This is a genomic window from Mesorhizobium sp. KR9-304 (assembly GCF_040049215.1).
Lineage (GTDB): Bacteria > Pseudomonadota > Alphaproteobacteria > Rhizobiales > Rhizobiaceae > Mesorhizobium_K.
In genome coordinates, this window is record NZ_JBDZDN010000001.1 from 1,714,873 (window position 1) to 1,730,626 (window position 15,754).

Annotated in this window: 15 protein-coding genes; 10 read left to right on the plus strand and 5 right to left on the minus strand. The window is 66.1% G+C overall.

What is annotated here, in order from left to right; all coding sequences use genetic code 11:
• Window positions 1-34: 34 nt before the first annotated feature.
• The 8 genes from ABLE71_RS08210 (at window position 35) to ABLE71_RS08245 (ending at window position 6,281) form a co-directional block, all read left to right on the plus strand.
• Complete coding sequence (locus ABLE71_RS08210) at window positions 35-346, plus strand: hypothetical protein (protein WP_348782850.1); 312 nt, start codon at window positions 35-37, stop codon at window positions 344-346.
• Window positions 347-1,465 (plus strand): alanine racemase, encoded by a 1,119-nt coding sequence (gene alr, locus ABLE71_RS08215; RefSeq protein ID WP_348782851.1) that lies wholly within the window; start codon window positions 347-349, stop codon window positions 1,463-1,465. It abuts the gene before it with no gap.
• Window positions 1,466-1,498: 33 nt separating this feature from the next.
• A complete protein-coding gene (locus tag ABLE71_RS08220) occupies window positions 1,499-2,758 on the plus strand; it encodes a D-amino acid dehydrogenase (protein ID WP_348782852.1) in 1,260 nt (419 codons plus the stop codon).
• 81 nt (window positions 2,759-2,839) lie between these two features.
• Window positions 2,840-3,283, plus strand: coding sequence for a hypothetical protein (locus ABLE71_RS08225; RefSeq protein WP_348782853.1), 444 nt, complete (start codon window positions 2,840-2,842; stop codon window positions 3,281-3,283).
• 177 nt (window positions 3,284-3,460) lie between these two features.
• The gene (ispG, locus tag ABLE71_RS08230; RefSeq protein ID WP_348782854.1) at window positions 3,461-4,711 is read left to right on the plus strand and encodes a flavodoxin-dependent (E)-4-hydroxy-3-methylbut-2-enyl-diphosphate synthase; all 1,251 of its coding nucleotides are present in this window, start codon (window positions 3,461-3,463) and stop codon (window positions 4,709-4,711) included.
• Between the two features lie 2 nt (window positions 4,712-4,713).
• Window positions 4,714-5,580 (plus strand): lytic transglycosylase domain-containing protein, encoded by an 867-nt coding sequence (locus ABLE71_RS08235; protein WP_348782855.1) that lies wholly within the window; start codon window positions 4,714-4,716, stop codon window positions 5,578-5,580.
• A gap of 66 nt (window positions 5,581-5,646) precedes the next feature.
• Window positions 5,647-5,889 (plus strand): type II toxin-antitoxin system VapB family antitoxin, encoded by a 243-nt coding sequence (locus tag ABLE71_RS08240; protein WP_348782856.1) that lies wholly within the window; start codon window positions 5,647-5,649, stop codon window positions 5,887-5,889.
• Between the two features lie 71 nt (window positions 5,890-5,960).
• A complete protein-coding gene (locus ABLE71_RS08245) occupies window positions 5,961-6,281 on the plus strand; it encodes a type II toxin-antitoxin system VapC family toxin (RefSeq protein ID WP_348783696.1) in 321 nt (106 codons plus the stop codon).
• A 19-nt stretch (window positions 6,282-6,300) separates the two neighbouring features.
• On the opposite strand, the gene ABLE71_RS08250 is transcribed toward ABLE71_RS08245, so the two are convergent.
• Entirely contained in the window at window positions 6,301-8,637 is a 2,337-nt protein-coding gene (locus ABLE71_RS08250; protein ID WP_348782857.1) for a response regulator, read from the minus strand.
• A 70-nt stretch (window positions 8,638-8,707) separates the two neighbouring features.
• Window positions 8,708-9,619, minus strand: a complete 912-nt coding sequence (locus ABLE71_RS08255; protein ID WP_348782858.1) for a polyprenyl synthetase family protein — start codon at window positions 9,617-9,619, stop codon at window positions 8,708-8,710.
• A gap of 253 nt (window positions 9,620-9,872) precedes the next feature.
• Between ABLE71_RS08255 and ABLE71_RS08260 the strand changes: the two genes are divergently transcribed.
• Both ABLE71_RS08260 and rpmF read left to right on the plus strand, forming a co-directional pair.
• A complete protein-coding gene (locus ABLE71_RS08260) occupies window positions 9,873-10,595 on the plus strand; it encodes a transglycosylase domain-containing protein (protein ID WP_348783697.1) in 723 nt (240 codons plus the stop codon).
• Between the two features lie 156 nt (window positions 10,596-10,751).
• Complete coding sequence (gene rpmF / locus ABLE71_RS08265) at window positions 10,752-10,934, plus strand: 50S ribosomal protein L32 (RefSeq protein ID WP_008873867.1); 183 nt, start codon at window positions 10,752-10,754, stop codon at window positions 10,932-10,934.
• Window positions 10,935-11,043: 109 nt separating this feature from the next.
• On the opposite strand, the gene ftsH is transcribed toward rpmF, so the two are convergent.
• The 3 genes from ftsH to ybgF form a co-directional block, all read right to left on the minus strand.
• Window positions 11,044-12,978 carry an ATP-dependent zinc metalloprotease FtsH gene (gene ftsH / locus ABLE71_RS08270; protein WP_348782859.1) on the minus strand — a complete coding sequence of 645 codons (1,935 nt, stop codon included), beginning with the start codon at window positions 12,976-12,978 and terminating at the stop codon, window positions 11,044-11,046.
• 106 nt (window positions 12,979-13,084) lie between these two features.
• Window positions 13,085-14,506: a tRNA lysidine(34) synthetase TilS gene (gene tilS / locus ABLE71_RS08275; protein ID WP_348782860.1), complete on the minus strand. Its 1,422-nt coding sequence runs from the start codon at window positions 14,504-14,506 to the stop codon at window positions 13,085-13,087.
• The gene (ybgF, locus tag ABLE71_RS08280; RefSeq protein ID WP_348782861.1) at window positions 14,500-15,669 is read right to left on the minus strand and encodes a tol-pal system protein YbgF; all 1,170 of its coding nucleotides are present in this window, start codon (window positions 15,667-15,669) and stop codon (window positions 14,500-14,502) included. Before ybgF ends, tilS begins: the two co-directional genes overlap by 7 nt.
• Window positions 15,670-15,754 lie beyond the last annotated feature (85 nt).

The window sequence follows — 15,754 nt, forward strand, 5'->3', positions numbered from 1 at the left end:
CACCATGCGGTCGGTCGATAACGAGACAATGCCGATGAAAACGGCTCCCGAGGTGCATTCGGCAATCATGGTCATTGTCGATGATCGGCGCATCGCGGCAGCGAAAAGCGACTATGACTGGAAAGTATGCGTGCGAGCGGTCGCGGCCGCCGCGGCGCTGATCCAGGGCGTTCCGGTCGCAGGAACGCCCCGCGAATATTGTGGCGCAGTGCTATCGGGGTTGCAGAAGCTCTTCGACGACTATTACGATGTCGACGGCGAGTACACGTCAGGAAGATCCGATATCGGAACGATCATCAGCCGGATCGAAAGCTTGGAGAAAAGCTTGCCCATCCTCGCAAGTTGAATGATACGCATGCGAGACCTACCGCAAGGCCCAACCCTCGAACAGGCCGGCGCCGTCCTCACCATCGATCTTGGCGCCATCCGCGGAAATTACCGGGCGCTGAGGGACAGGCTCGACTGCGCGACCTGCTCCGCCGTCGTCAAGGCGGACGGCTATGGGCTCGGCGCGGCGGAGGTCGCTTCCGCCCTTCGCACGGAAGGCTGCAAGGTCTTCTTCGTCGCTCATGCGGCCGAGGGAATTTCGCTTCGCCAGACGCTCGGCGGCGGGCCTGAAATCTATGTGCTCAACGGTGTCCATCCCGGCGCCGAGGACGATTGCGCGACAGCCGGGCTGACGGCCGTCGCAAACAGTACGGCGCAGCTTGCCGCCTGGCGGGCCGCCGCGCAGAGGCGAGCGCAGAGACTGTCGGTCGCCGTGCAGGTCGACAGCGGCATGTCGCGGCTTGGCATGGCGCCTGTGGAAATCGAAAACATCGATCGCACCGCTTTCGAGGGCCTCGACCTCAAGCTTGTGATGAGCCATCTGGCCTGCGCCGACGAGCCGGCCAATCCGGCGAACGAAATGCAGCGAGAGGCCTTCGACGCGCTGCGGCGCAAGCTTCCGCCGGCGCCGGCGTCGCTCGTCAATTCCTCTGGCATCTTCCTCGGCGGCGCATTCCATCATGATCTAGCCCGCCCCGGCGCCGCGCTCTATGGCGTGAACCCGACGCCGGGGGAGCGCAATCCGATGCTTCAGGTGGTGCGTCTGGAGGCGAAGGTCATCCAAACCCGGGACCTCGCTGCCGGCATAGGCGTCGGCTACGGATATTCTTTCCGGACCGAAATGCCGCTTCGGGCGGCAACCATCGCGCTCGGCTATGCCGACGGCTGGCCACGCCGCGCGTCCGCCGCGGCCTGGTACGGCGGCAAAAAGCTTCCCTTCGCCGGCCGCGTTTCGATGGACAGCATCGTTCTCGACGTTTCCGCGCTGGCCCCCGACGAATTGCAGCCAGGCGATCTCGTCGAGCTGATCGGAAGCCGCCAGACGGTCGACGACCTGGCCATGCTGTCCGGCACCATCGGCTATGAGATACTGACGGGTCTTGGCCGCCGCTTCCATCGCCGCTACGAAGGCAGTTGACCGCTTCGGGCCGCGGCGCAGGGGAAAATTGAAATGAAGGTGCTGGTGCTTGGGGCGGGGGTGATCGGCGTTACCACGGCCTACTACCTCAACGAGGCCGGCCACGAGGTCACCGTGCTCGACCGCCAGGTCGGCCCGGCCATGGAGACAAGCTTCGCGAACGCGGGCGAGATCTCGCCCGGCTACGCCTCCCCCTGGGCCGGACCGGGAATACCCGTCAAGGCGATCAAGTGGCTGCTGATGCGCCACGGTCCGCTGGCGGTGCGGCCGCGCATGGAAATGGCCATGTGGGTTTGGCTGGCGCGCATGCTGCGCAACTGCACGTCGAGCCGCTACGCCATCAACAAGGCGCGCATGGTGCCGCTCGCGGAATACAGCCGTGACTGCCTGCGTATCCTGCGCGAGCAGACCGGCATCGCCTATGACGAGCGCAGCCGCGGAACGCTGCAACTGTTCCGCACGCAAGCCCAGGTCGACGGCACCGGCGGCGACGTGGAGGTGCTGAAACAATTCGGCGTGCCGTTCGAGCTTCTCGATGCCGCCGGCTGCATCGAAGCCGAGCCGGCGCTGGCGCGCGTGCGCGAAAAGGTCAAGGGCGGGCTGAGGCTTCCCGGCGACGAGACGGGCGACTGCAAGCTGTTCACCGAGCGGCTGGCCGCAATCTGCAAGGAGCGCGGCGTCACATTCCGCTTCGGAGTGGAGACCGGAAAGCTGTGGCGCAACGACCCCGACACCGAAGTGGCGGGGATCGAAGTTGGCGGAAAGATCATCAAGGCCGATGCCTATGTGATGGCACTCGGCAGCTATTCGGCGCGCTGGATGCGCAAGCGCCACGTCCCCATCCCGGTCTATCCGATCAAAGGCTATTCGCTCACCTTTCCCGTCGCTAATGCAGATGCCGCCCCGGTCTCGACGGTGATGGACGAGAGCTACAAGGTTGCGATCACGCGGCTCGGCGACCGCATCCGGGTTGGCGGGACGGCCGAGGTTTCGGGCTATGACCTGACCTTGCACGAATCGCGCCGCGCCACGCTGGAACATTCGGTCGGCGACCTGTTTCCCGATGCCGGTCCGGTCAAGGAGGCGACGTTCTGGTGCGGACTGAGGCCGATGACGCCCGACGGCCCGCCCATCATCGGGCCGACCCGGTACAAAAACCTCTTCGTCAATACCGGTCACGGAACCCTGGGCTGGACCATGGCATGCGGCTCCGGAAAGGTGCTGGCCGACATCATGTCCGGCCGGCCACCCGACATCGATGCCAGCGAACTCGGCATGCAACGCTATCGTTGAGGCCGGGGACCATTTCACGTTCATGTGAAACCTATTGGCGCTTGGCGCGTTATCGATCCGACCCAACACGGAGAAACCACCATGGCCAATCCTGCTCGCGTACCGGATCCAAGGACGGATCCGCTTAATCCCGCGCCCCCGGCCGGGGCCGATCCCTTCACCCCCGGCGCCCGCAACCCCGCGAACTCGTCCGATCCGCGAGTCGTCAATCGCATCGAAACGCGCAGCGGCGGCAGCAGCGTGCTGATCGCGGCGATCGTGCTGGTGCTTGCGGTCATCGCCTATTTCGTCTTCGCGCCGGGTTCCGACAACGCCCCGGTCGAACCGGCGACAACCACAACCGAACCGGCAGCGCCCGCGCCTGACGCAACGGCTCCGGCGCCCGACGCAACGGCTCCGGCGGCCCCCGCCGATCCGGCGACGCCGGCACCTGACGCGACAGCGCCTGCTGCTCCCGCCGATCCGGCAGCCCCCGCGCCCGATGCAGCGGCTCCCGCTCCGGCGGAGCCGGCGCCGGCTCAGTAGGCGACACGCACCTCCCGGAAATGGCCCGCTTCGGCGGGCCATTTTTTTGCGGGCAGGCATGGTCACACAACCGGCATGCCTGGCCGATAGGATTCCGATAGTATGCCCGGGCATTGACAACGGGGACCTCCTCCTCCACCTCATGCCCGAAGCTTTCGAGACCAGAGGCGGCCGGTAATGACCGGGTATTTTTCGTCACCCTTCCCGCGCAGGCGGTCCGTCGGCGTCGACGTCGGCGGCGTCATGGTGGGCGGCGGCTGGCCCGTCGTCGTGCAGTCGATGACCAACACGGATACCGCCGACATCGACATGACGGTGGCTCAGGTCGCGGCCCTGCATCGCGCCGGCTCCGAGATCGTGCGCATCACCGTCGACCGCGACGAGGCCGCGGCGGCTGTTCCCCGCATCAGGGATCGCCTCGACCGGCTCGGCGTCGCGGTGCCGCTCGTGGGTGACTTCCACTATATCGGTCACCGGCTGCTTGCGGACCATCCGGGCTGCGCCGAGGCGCTGGCGAAATACCGCATCAATCCCGGCAATGTCGGCTTCAAGGAGAAGAAGGACCGGCAGTTCGCGGAGATCGTCGAGATGGCGATCCGCCACGGCAAGCCGGTGCGCATCGGCGTCAACTGGGGCTCGCTCGACCAGCAGCTGCTGACCCGGCTGATGGACGAGAACCGGAAGCGGGGTTCGCCGCTGACGGCTGTGCAGGTCATGCACGAGGCGATCGTGCAGTCGGCGCTGCTGTCGGCGGAAGCCGCCGAGCAGATCGGCCTGCCCCGCGACCGCATCATCCTCTCGGCCAAGGTCAGCGGCGTACAGGACCTGGTCGCCGTCTACACCGAACTCGCGCGGCGTTCCGATCACGCGCTGCATCTTGGCCTGACCGAGGCAGGCATGGGGTCGAAGGGCATCGTCGCCTCGTCGGCCGCCATGGGCATCCTGCTCCAGCAGGGCATCGGCGACACGATCCGCGTCTCGCTGACGCCCGAGCCCGGCGGCGACCGCACCCGCGAGGTGCAGGTGGCGCAGGAACTGCTTCAGACCATGGGCTTTCGCCAATTCGTGCCGATCGTCGCGGCCTGCCCCGGTTGCGGCCGCACCACGTCGACCGTGTTCCAGGAACTGGCGCAGAACATCCAGGAAGACATCCGCCGCAACATGCCCGTCTGGCGCGAAAAATATCCGGGCGTCGAGGTGCTTAAGGTCGCCGTGATGGGCTGCATCGTCAACGGACCTGGCGAATCCAAGCATGCCGATATCGGCATCTCGCTGCCTGGCACCGGCGAGACGCCGACCGCCCCCGTCTTCATCGACGGCAGGAAGGCCGCAACGCTGCGCGGTCCGGCAATCGCCGAGGATTTCCAGAAGATGGTCGCCGACTATATCGAGCAGCGTTTCGGGCGCGGCAGGGCGGCTGCGGAGTAGCCATGTCCGGGCTTCGGCAGGCGGCTCTTGCGCTGCTGTGCTCGGCGCTGGTTTGGTCTGCGAGGCCTGGCCCGGCGCTTGCCGATCCGCCGGGCCGTTCGCTGCCGGTCACCCTCGGCCGTATCTGCGCCATCGTCGAGCGCGAAGCCGACAGGAACGCCATCCCGCGCGATTTCTTTGCCCGGCTGATTTTCAAGGAAAGCCGTTTCGATCCCGCCGCCGTCAGCCCGGCGGGAGCCGAGGGCATCGCGCAGTTCATGCCGGGCACGGCTGCGATGCGCGGCCTCGACGACAGTTTCGACATCGACAAGGCGTTGCCGGCTTCGGCGAAATATCTCGGCGAGCTGAAGACCGGCTTCGGCAATCTCGGCCTCGCCGCCGCGGCCTACAATGCGGGGGAGGCGCGGGTGACGCGCTGGCTGGCCTCCGGCGGTTTCCTGCCGATCGAGACCGAGAACTACGTGCTCGACATCATGGGCGAGCCGGCGGACGTTTTCACCGACGCCAACTATGCCGGCACGGTGCAGCCGCTGCATCCCACGCTGAAGTTCGGCGAAGCCTGCCGCAAGCTGCCGGTGACCATGAGCGAGGTCGTCGCCATGTCCACCGTGCAGCTCAAGCCCTGGGGCGTGCAGGTCGCGGGCAACATGCGCCGCGCCGTCGCCATCCGCCAATGGCAGCGCGTCAAGGCGCGCTTCCCGGCGCTGCTTTCCGGGCATGAGCCTGCTGTGAGCCGGGTGCGCCCGGCATCCGGGCCGCGCCGCATCTACGCCGTGCGCATCGGCGCCGAATCACGCAAGGAGGCAGACGGCATCTGCGGCAAGCTGCGCCAGGCCGGCGGGTTCTGCGTGGTGCTGAAGAACAGGTAGACCCTTCCTGCTTGGCAGCGTCATGACAGTGGTGCTATCTTGTATTGACGCCGGAGAAATACGACCATGAACCTGCAGATCAGGGACCCGAGAGCTCATGAGCTCGGCAGACGGCTGGCCGAGAAACGCAAGGTCACCATGACGGATGCGGTGATCGATGCGCTGGAGGCAGAATTGCGCCGGGAAAGCGAAGACACTCCGCTGGCCGAAAGGCTGGCTGGCATCGCGAGGGACCTACGTTCCAAGGCGAAGCCGGGCGGCCGCGACATGAGCAAAGAGGAGATCGATGCCATGTGGGGCCATTCCTGATGTTCGTAGACACCTCGGTCGTGGTCGCGATCCTGTCCGGGTAAGCAGATTCAACTGAGCTTGCGCGGCGGATCGAGACGGCGCCGGGCAATATCACCTCGGCTCTGGTGGTTCTCGAGGCGGTCATGCGGCTTTCGACGAAGCTGGCAATAGCGCCGCTCGAAGTCGAAGCGGCGGTCGCCGCCTTCCTGGCCGAGGCGCGGATCGAGATCGTGCCGATCGGCAGTGCGGCCGCAGGGCTGGCCGTGAAAGCCTTCTCGGACTACGGCAAGGGACGCGGGCATCCCGCCCAGCACAACCTTGCCGATTGCCTGTCCTACGCCTGCGCGAAGGAACACAGCGTGCCGCTTCTCTACAAGGGCGACGACTTCTCCCGCACCGATCTGGGTTGAGGATCTGGGCTGAGACCGGCTACGCCGTCTTCGCCATCCCGGTTTCGCTGAGCCATGCGCCGATCTTGGCGCTCAGCCTGTCGGGCGAGACGGGCTTGGGCAGATAGTCGTCCATGCCGGCCTCGATGCACTTCTTGCTGTCGCCTTTCAGCGCATGCGCGGTGACGCCGATGATCGGCGTGTGGACGCCGCTGCCGGCCTCCGCGGCGCGGATCGCCTCGGTCGCCTCGTAGCCGTTGAGTTCGGGCATCGAAACGTCCATCAGGATCAGCTTCGGCTTGAGCGCGCGGTGCATCTCGACGGCCGTGCGGCCGTTTCCGGCGATACGATAGCTCAAGCCCAGCCCGGAGAGAATCTGGGCGAACACCAACTGGTTCACCTCATTGTCCTCGGCCACCAGGATGTCGAGCGGGACGCCGGCCTTCGCGGGAGCGGCCTCTTCCGCCGGCGGTGCCGCGGTGCGCAGGGCAGTTGGAGCAGGCAGCGCGTCGACCGGCTGGCGGACGAACTCGGCGCGGCCGGCCTGGCTGCGCGCCTTCTGGATCGCGGCAATCACGGTGCCCAGAAGCGCTGCCGAGCGCGCCGGCTTGGTCAGATGCGCGGCGATGCCGTAGTCGATCACCAGGCGAGCGAAATCGACCTGGTCGACCGAGGTCAGGAGAACGACCGGAATCTGCGCCGTCCGGATGTCAGAGCACATCGCCTTGGCGACATCCGCGCCACTCATGCCGGGCATCTGGTAGTCGAGGATGACGCAGTCGACGCCGGCGCCGAGCAGTGCTGCGCGGTCCAGGAAAGCGAGGCCGATCGCGCCGCTCTCGGCGGCTGCGCAGTCGAACCCCCAGCCGCGCAGCTGCTCGAGCAGGATCTCGCGGTTGACCGGATTGTCGTCGATCACCAGAACGCGCGCGCCGGTGACGTCGACCGGAACCGAAGCGTCCGGCGCGGCCGCTTCGTGCGCGGGCATGGGCGCACTGAACCAGAAAATCGAACCGCGGCCGACCTCGCTTTCGATGCCGATTCTGCCGCCCATGAGATCGACGAGCCGCGCGGCGATGGCAAGGCCAAGCCCCGTGCCCTCATGCCGGCGCGTCGAGGAGCCGTCGACCTGGGCAAATTTTTCGAACACATTGGGCAGCTTGTCCGCCGGGATGCCGATGCCCGTATCCTCGACCCGCACCTTGAGCTGGACGAAATTGTCGATGGTCTCGCCGGAGACATCGATCAGCACATGCCCCTTCTCGGTGAACTTGACCGCGTTGCCGAGCATGTTGGTGACGATCTGGCGGAAGCGTCCGACATCGCCGACGACGTAGGCCGGCAGGCGCGGATCGATGCGCACGATGAGTTCGAGGTTCTTCTCGGCCACCCGTGCCGACACCAGCGCCGCGACATCCTCCACCGCCTCGGCGAGCCGGAACGGCTCGGGATCGAGCGCCATCTGCCCGGCATTGATCTTCGAGAAGTCTAGGATGTCGTTGATGATCGTCAGCAGCGCGTTTCCCGACTTGGTGATGACGTCGGTGAAGGTTTTCTGGCGCGGGGTGAGTTCGGTCCTCGCCAGCAGCTCGGCCATGCCGAGCACCCCATTCATGGGAGTGCGGATCTCGTGGCTCATATTGGCGAGGAATTCGGACTTGGCGCGATCCGCCGCCTCGGCCTTGAACAGCGCCTGCGTGGCTTGCGAGAATGCCTGCCTTATCGCTTTCTCCATTGGCCGGAATACCCAGAGTGCGACGCCGACCAGCACGGCCAGAAGCACCGCGCTCGCCAACGCAAGCATTCTGCCGGTTGCCTCGTCGGCGGCGCGGCGTTCTGCCTCGAAGGCATCGTGGGCCCGCGTCAGCATGGGCTGGGCGAACAAATCAACCTGGTTGCGGATCTCGCGATATGTGGATGGGTCGAGTGCCTCGGCACTGGCGAACACGCCGAGATTGCGCAAGATGTCGCGCGCCGACCAGAACAGGTCGCCATTGACCGACGCCGACAGCAGCCGGCGCTCGGCCGCCGGCGACAGGCTCGGCCTGATCGACGCGACGCGATCGTCCAGTTGCTTGATCGCCAGGTTCAGCCGTTCGACATGGCCAAGCGCCGCGCCCGCGAGGTCCTTGCGGGTATCCGCGCGCCAGTTGCTGGTCGCCTGCGCGGCGAAGGCCTCGGCCTGACGCAAATCGCGAGTGAGGTCCGCGAATCCCGAGGCGACGCCGTCGACCTCATGGCGGAACGAATTGGAGCGGCCCATCGCAAAGATGATCGCGCCGCATGTCACTGCCAGGATAATCAGGCCCGACAGGTATCGGACCCGTATAGAACGGATGAAAGGAAGCTGACCGGACAAGCGCATTACCCCAAACATTTGCGCAGGAAGGATTGCCGGTATTATTTTGTATTTGAATTAAAATTTCCCGAATGACCGGGGAATTAGTCTACCGCCGCCGCGCCGCGACGAAGCTGGCCGCCGATTTCAGCGCCGCGGCGCCAGCGCCGTATGGCTGCAGCAGATCATGCGCCTGCGCGACGAGACCGCCGAGCTGCTTGCGCGCCCAATCGACGCCATGCAGCCTGACCAGCGTCGCCTTTCCCGCCGCCTCGTCCTTCCCGGTCGCCTTGCCCATCGTCGTCGTGTCGGAGGTCAGGTCGAGAAGGTCGTCGGCAAGCTGGAAAGCGAGGCCGATTGCCGAGCCGAATTCCGCCAGCCGCTCGCGATCGGCCATCGGCGCGCCGGCGACGATGGCGCCCGCCTCGCAGGCGAAGCGGATGAGCGCGCCGGTCTTCATCGCCTGCAGCGTGATGATGCCGGTCTCGTCCGGCGGCGTGCGTTGCGCCTCAAGGTCGAGCGCCTGGCCGCCAGCCATGCCGCCGATGCCGGAAGCTCGCGCCAGCGCCAGTACAAGTGTCGCGCGCCGGTCGGGCCCAAGCGCCGTCGCTTCGTCGGCGATGATATCGAAGGCGATCGTCAACAGACCGTCGCCGGCAAGGATGGCGGTCGCTTCGTCGTAGGCCCTGTGCACGGTTGGCTGGCCGCGCCTGAGATCGTCGTCGTCCATCGCCGGCAAATCGTCATGGATAAGCGAATAGCAATGCACGCATTCGAGCGCCGCGGCTGCGCGCAGTGCGGCGCTCTCGTCGGCGCCGAACAGTGCCGCACTTTCCAGCAGGAGGAAGGGGCGCAGCCGCTTGCCGCCGTTGAGCACGCCGTGCCGCATCGCCGCGAGCAGCCTTGCGGGGCGCGCTATCTCGCCGGGCTCGATGCGCTCGCCGATCAGCTGGCGCAGCAAATCCTCCACTGCGCGGGCGCGGATATCGAGGACGGTCTCGAATGTGTCAGCCGGGTTCATCAATCGACCGTTTACGGCAAAGCCATTCCGGGTCAAGCGAGGACGGCGACTGCTGCAGTGCCGTTGCGTCCTATTTGACGCACAAAGGTCGCCGCAAGGTCTGGTTCCGCGCACCGGGCTTGCCGGAATCCGATTCCGGCCTCGCGCCGATCGCGCGCGCCCGTGTTGCGTATCGGCCTGCGCAACATTATGCCAACATGACAAGCAGGATGGGTGCGTGAGCGAGGCGGATTCACAAGTCGAAGGGCCGGGCATGGCGTCGAAACGGACGGGTCGATCGCGCATTCCAGCGCGCGCCTGGTCGCGGCCATGGCTGCGGCGAACGATCAAGGTCGCCGCCGTTCTCGTATTCCTCCCGGTTGTGCTCACCATTCTCTACCTGCCGCCCTTCGTGCATCCCATCTCGACCCTGATGATGAAGGACATCGTCACGTTCCAGGGCTACGACCGTCGCTGGGCTCCGATCGGCGACATCGCACCGGTGCTCGTTCACTCGGTGATCATGTCGGAGGACGGCCAGTTCTGCTCGCATCGCGGCATCGACCTCGCCGAGCTCAAGGTGGTGATTGACGACGCAATCGCGGGCGAGCAGACGCGAGGCGCGTCGACCATCACCATGCAGACCGTGAAGAACCTTTATCTCTGGCACCGCCCCTTCGGCACGCTGCGTAAACTCGTCGAGATGCCGCTTGCGGTGTATGCCGATCTGGTCATGCCGAAGAAACGGATCATGGAGATCTACCTCAACATCGCCGAATGGGGCCCGAACATCTATGGCATCGAAGCGGCCGCCCAACATCATTTCGGCCGTTCGGCGAAGAACCTGACGAGACGGCAGGCCGCGCTGCTTGCGGTGACGCTGCCCAACCCGATCGGCCGCAATCCGGCGAAGCCGGGTCCGGGGCTGCGCCGGCTCGCCAGCCTCATCGAGGCGCGCGCCGCGCGGGCCGGCGGCTATGTCGACTGTATCGAATAGCCGCACCGGCGACCGCATCCGCAAAAAAATCGTCCCGGCACTGGTCAAAACGGCGTTGCCCGTGTATGGACACGCCACTTTCTGAAGCTATCGGCCCGCAGCGTGGCCCTTTCGCGAGGGCTGCCGGGGCTTTTTACGGATTACTGGAGCACTTCCATGGCTGTGCCAAAAAGAAAAACCTCGCCGTCCAAGCGCGGCATGCGCCGCTCGGCAGACGCGCTGAAGGCCCCGACCTATGTCGAGGACAAGAACTCCGGCGAAATGCGCCGGCCGCATCACATCGACCTGAAGACCGGCATGTACCGCGGCCGCCAGGTGCTGACGCCGAAGGAAGGCTGAGCCTTCCAAGTCGATCAGAAACGCCGGCGAAAGCCGGGGTCGAATAAACAAAAACCCCCTGGCGTACGGCGCCGGGGGTTTTTGTTTATCAGGTCGATGAGAGGGCCGATCAGCCCTGCGGCTGCGGTTCCATGCCACCTTCGGGTTCCGGGCCCTTCTTGCGCTTGCCCGACGCGCCGGCCTTCGGAACGGCCGAGCCGCGCGACGGCGGCGTATCGTCGCCGAGATCGCGCGACGGCTTCTGGCCGGCGATCAGCTGCTTGATCTCCTCGCCGGAGAGCGTCTCGTATTCGAGCAGCCCCTCGGCGAGCGCGATCCATTCCTTCTTCTTCTTGGTGATGATCGCGCGCGCGGCCGAATAGGCCTCGTCGATCAGCCGGCGCACTTCGGCGTCGATGATCTGCGCGGTCTCTTCCGAGACGTTCTGCGTGCGCGCCACCGAGTGGCCGAGGAACACCTCTTCCTGGTTCTCGCCATAGGCAACGTTGCCGAGCTTGTCGGAGAAACCCCAGCGCGTCACCATCGCGCGTGCGAGCTTCGTCGCCTGATCGATGTCGGACGAGGCGCCGGAGGTGATGTTCTCCTTGCCGAACTTGGTTTCCTCGGCGACGCGGCCACCCATCATGATGGCAAGCCTGGAGACCATCCATTTGTAGCTCATCGAATAGCGGTCGCCTTCGGGAAGCTGCATGACCATGCCGAGCGCACGGCCGCGCGGTATGATCGTCGCCTTGTGCAGGGGGTCGGCGACGGCCACGTTAAGCGCGACGATGGCGTGGCCGGCCTCGTGATAGGCGGTGAGTTCCTTCTCGGCCTGCGTCATGGCGGTCGAGCGGCGCTCGGCGCCCATCATGATCTTGTCCTTGGCATCCTCGAACTCGGCCATGGTGACGAGGCGCTTGTTGCGCCGCGCGGCCATCAGCGCCGCCTCGTTGACGAGGTTCATCAGGTCGGCGCCCGAGAAGCCGGGAGTGCCGCGCGCCAGCACCTTGAGGTCGACATTCGGCGCCAGCGGCACGTTGCGCACATGCACCTTGAGAATCTTCTCGCGGCCGGTGATGTCGGGGTTGGGCACGACGACCTGGCGGTCGAAGCGGCCCGGACGCAGCAGTGCGGGGTCGAGCACGTCGGGACGGTTGGTCGCGGCGATCAGGATGACGCCCTCATTCGCCTCGAAGCCGTCCATCTCGACGAGCAACTGGTTGAGCGTCTGCTCGCGCTCGTCGTTGCCGCCGCCCAGGCCCGCGCCGCGGTGGCGGCCCACCGCGTCGATCTCGTCGATGAAGATGATGCAGGGCGCGTTCTTCTTGGCCTGGTCGAACATGTCGCGGACGCGCGAGGCGCCGACGCCGACGAACATCTCGACGAAATCCGAGCCCGAGATGGTGAAGAACGGCACGTTCGCCTCGCCGGCGATGGCGCGCGCCAGCAGCGTCTTGCCGGTGCCGGGAGGACCGACCAGCAGTACGCCGCGCGGGATCTTGCCGCCGAGCCGCTGGAACTTCTGCGGATCGCGCAGGAATTCTACGATCTCCTCAAGGTCCTCCTTGGCCTCGTCGACGCCCGCCACGTCCTGGAAAGTGACGCGGCCATGCGCCTCGGTCAAAAGCTTCGCCTTCGACTTGCCGAATCCCATGGCGCGGCCGGAGCCCGACTGCATCTGGCGCATGAAGAAGATCCACACGCCGAGGATCAGGATCATCGGCAGCCAGCCGAGCAGCATGGAAAAGATCGAGGTCGAGCCGTCCGTCTCGGGACGCGCGTTGATGGTGACGTTCTTCTCCTCGAGCCGGGTCACCAGATTGGCGTCGCCGGGCGAATAGGTCGAAAAGCCGCTCGACGTGTCGCCGTAGGTGCCGCTGATGCGGTCGCCGGCGATCGTCACCGACTTGACGCGGCCAGCGTCGAGAGCGGTGAGGAATTCCGAATAGGCGATCTCGCTGGTGGCGCCGCGCTGCTGGGGCGCCTGGAACAGGTTGAACAGGGCGATCAGGAGGACGGCGATGATCGCCCAGAGCGCCAGATTGCGATAATTCGGATTCATCAATTTTCCCGTCAGCGCCCCAAACGGACGCCCATCAGAGGTGGTATTCCGTGGCCCTAACATAGGGACCACACCCAACATTGCCAAGCGCGACAGCCTGTCTCGGTTAAGCTTTACTCCCAATGTGTTCCCGAAAAGGCGGCGCTGGTATCTGAGGCGCCCCGATGAGCCGGTTCACGGCCTCGGCGAGGTCGAGGTCGAACGAGGGCAGGAAACGCGCGTAGGGAGCCGCGACGGGGACAAGGCAAATACCATCGGGCGGATCCGTCCGAACAGGGCCGGAAGCGGAGGACTGGAAGATCGGCTGGCCTGCCCATGCCGCCCGGGCAAGGCTACGCGGCAGCCGAGCGTCGGGTGCGCCGGGGATCTCCGCAGCTGCGGATTGCCGCGCCGCGATGTGCAATTGGCCGGCGTGCTTTTCGACCCGAAGCCGAAAACGCCCGTCCCAGATGGCGCCGTCCTCGACAGGAACGGGTCCCGGCAGGCCACGCGTCTCGCGCGCCAGCCATACCCCATCGCCGCGAGCCGCGACCAATGTTCGTGACAGCGTGCCGCGAAACGGCGGCTTCGCGAGGCGCTCCAGCACGGCCTCGATCCGCTCCGCAGGCGGCAGAAACTCGCTGCCGCCCACCGTCGCCAGGAGCACGCGCAACGCGTGAAGGGCGGCCGGCCTGTCGCGGTAGCGCGCAAAGGACGGATCGAGATGCAGAAGCCCGGGGGCCGCAAGACGCGCCAGGGCGGTGAGGAGAACGGCGCCGCGGTTGGCGAGGTCGGCGCGATCGCGGCCCCGTCGCCTGGCGAGTGCGAGGAGGGAGGCGATTTCACCACCGGGCTGAGCGGGTCTGTCGAATATTCCCTCGAACAGTGTGCCGGCATAAACGACCGTCGTCGTCAGGTCCGGCGTGTCGTCCTTGAGCCGGGCCCGGACGCGAGGGCGCTCGAACCGCGCATCGGCGTTGGTCGCATCCTCGGCCCAGGGGACGCCCTGCGAGATCAGATGGTTGCGCAGCACGGCCCGTCGTTCGCCGAGGAACGGCCGCAGCAGCCAGATGGTCCCATCATAAAGCGTCGCCGGAGCCATGCCCGAAAGCCCGAGGCCGTCGCCGCGCGCCTTGCGCATGAAGACCGTCTCGGCCTGATCGTTGACCGTATGGCCGGTGAAGACGATGTCGGTGCCGGCCTCGCGCGCGGCCTGCGCCAGCAGGCGGTAACGCGCCTCGCGCGCGGCAGCCGGGATGCCGCTCGACGGCTTGGCCTCCGACCAGCGCAGGGTCCGGTGCTCGATTTCCTTGCCTGCGCAGAGCCGCGCCACCGCCTCGGCCTCGGCGGCGGACGACGAGCGCAAGCCATGATCGACGGTGACGGCGACGAGGCGGGTGTTCGGGGCATGGCGCAGCAGGTGTTCGCGTAGCAGCAGAAGCAACGCGGTGGAATCGCTGCCGCCGGAAACGGCCGCGACTATGTTGGGGCGCGAGGAGAGGTCGAATTGCGAGAATAGGGAAAGCAGCGCGGACGGCGGCTTCAGCACGCGGCCAGGGCCTGTTCCTGCTTGACGCGTTCTTTCAGCGCGCCGGAAATATCCGGGTAGCGCTTGCCGATTTCCGAGAAGGTCGCGCAGGCTACGTCGCGCTGATCGAGCCCGACAAGCGACACGCCGAGCTTCAACAGCATGTCGGGCGCCTTCTTGGACGAGGGGTATTGCTTGTTGGCCGACAGGAATGTCTCGGCCGCGTCACGGTACTTCTTCTGCCCAAGAAGAGCCTCGCCGAGCCAGAAATTCGCATCAGCCGCCTTCGCGTCGGACGGAAAGCGCGCAATGTGGTCGCGAAAACCCTCTTCCGCCGTGCCGTAGTCGCCGGACAGAATGAACTCGTAGGAATTGCGGTAGAGCTCTTCCGGGTCGTCGGTCGCGGGCAGCGCCGCCATCCTGGGTTCGGCCGGCGCCTCGCCCGCCGCCGGATTGGGGATTGCCTGCCGCACGGGCGGCTGGCCGGTGACGGGATCCGTGGCGTTCGGCACGGACTGCGTGGTCTGGTCGGCGACGCTGCCGCCCGTCACATTGCCCTTGTCGTCGAAGGTGATGGTGCCGAATTCTTTCGGCGGGGCGCCGAGGCCTTCAGCGCCGCCGGCGCCCGACGGAACGTCCGCCGGGTCGCCCGTGCGGTTGTCGACCAGCACTTCCGGCTCCATCGGAACGCCGGGCGCTTCTTCTTCCTCCTGCGCGGCCGCGGCCTGGCCGACATCGGCTGGCGGCGAGGCAGCAGGATCGGCGGGCGCCGAGGCAACATTGTCTTGGGACGGAGCCTTGGTGCCGGCCGGCGCGCCGGCGTCGGTCTTCTTCTGCTCCAACTCCTGGAAGCGGAACTCGTTATCCTCCTGCATCTTGCGCATCTGTTCCTGCATCTGCAGGATCTGGAAGTTCAGCTCCTCGATGGTGCCGGAAAGCGCGCGGACCTGCTCTTCAAGCGCGGTGATGCGCGGATCGCCGGCCTGCGCGAGTTCGACGGTGCCCGCGGGCTTTTCCTTGCCGCCGAAGAGTTTTGGCAGGCCGAGCTTGGACAGCGACAGGCCGGTCTCGGCCGTATCGGGTTTGAGTGCATCCAGGAGCCCGACGCGGTCGTCCGCTTGGACGGTCGCGCCGGACACAAGCAGGATTGCGAGCGTGCCGCTCAGGATCGATCGAAAATACATGGGCGTCTCAACGAATGGGAGGAACGTTCATGCGCAGCTGCGCATCTCGGCTTTTAGAGCAAGACGAGACTTCGGCCAAATTTTG

Bases quoted from the DNA above. Each gene is read 5' to 3' on its own strand.
- ABLE71_RS08240 (WP_348782856.1), top strand. From the start codon at position 5,647: ATGAACCTGCAGATCAGGGACCCGAGAGCTCATGAGCTCGGCAGACGG.
- ABLE71_RS08235 (WP_348782855.1), top strand. From the start codon at position 4,714: ATGTCCGGGCTTCGGCAGGCGGCTCTTGCGCTGCTGTGCTCGGCGCTG.
- rpmF (WP_008873867.1), top strand. From the start codon at position 10,752: ATGGCTGTGCCAAAAAGAAAAACCTCGCCGTCCAAGCGCGGCATGCGC.
- ispG (WP_348782854.1), top strand. From the start codon at position 3,461: ATGACCGGGTATTTTTCGTCACCCTTCCCGCGCAGGCGGTCCGTCGGC.
- ABLE71_RS08250 (WP_348782857.1), bottom strand. From the start codon at position 8,637: ATGTTTGGGGTAATGCGCTTGTCCGGTCAGCTTCCTTTCATCCGTTCT.
- ftsH (WP_348782859.1), bottom strand. From the start codon at position 12,978: ATGAATCCGAATTATCGCAATCTGGCGCTCTGGGCGATCATCGCCGTC.
- ybgF (WP_348782861.1), bottom strand. From the start codon at position 15,669: ATGTATTTTCGATCGATCCTGAGCGGCACGCTCGCAATCCTGCTTGTG.
- ABLE71_RS08220 (WP_348782852.1), top strand. From the start codon at position 1,499: ATGAAGGTGCTGGTGCTTGGGGCGGGGGTGATCGGCGTTACCACGGCC.
- alr (WP_348782851.1), top strand. From the start codon at position 347: ATGATACGCATGCGAGACCTACCGCAAGGCCCAACCCTCGAACAGGCC.
- ABLE71_RS08260 (WP_348783697.1), top strand. From the start codon at position 9,873: ATGGCGTCGAAACGGACGGGTCGATCGCGCATTCCAGCGCGCGCCTGG.
- ABLE71_RS08225 (WP_348782853.1), top strand. From the start codon at position 2,840: ATGGCCAATCCTGCTCGCGTACCGGATCCAAGGACGGATCCGCTTAAT.
- ABLE71_RS08210 (WP_348782850.1), top strand. From the start codon at position 35: ATGAAAACGGCTCCCGAGGTGCATTCGGCAATCATGGTCATTGTCGAT.
- ABLE71_RS08255 (WP_348782858.1), bottom strand. From the start codon at position 9,619: ATGAACCCGGCTGACACATTCGAGACCGTCCTCGATATCCGCGCCCGC.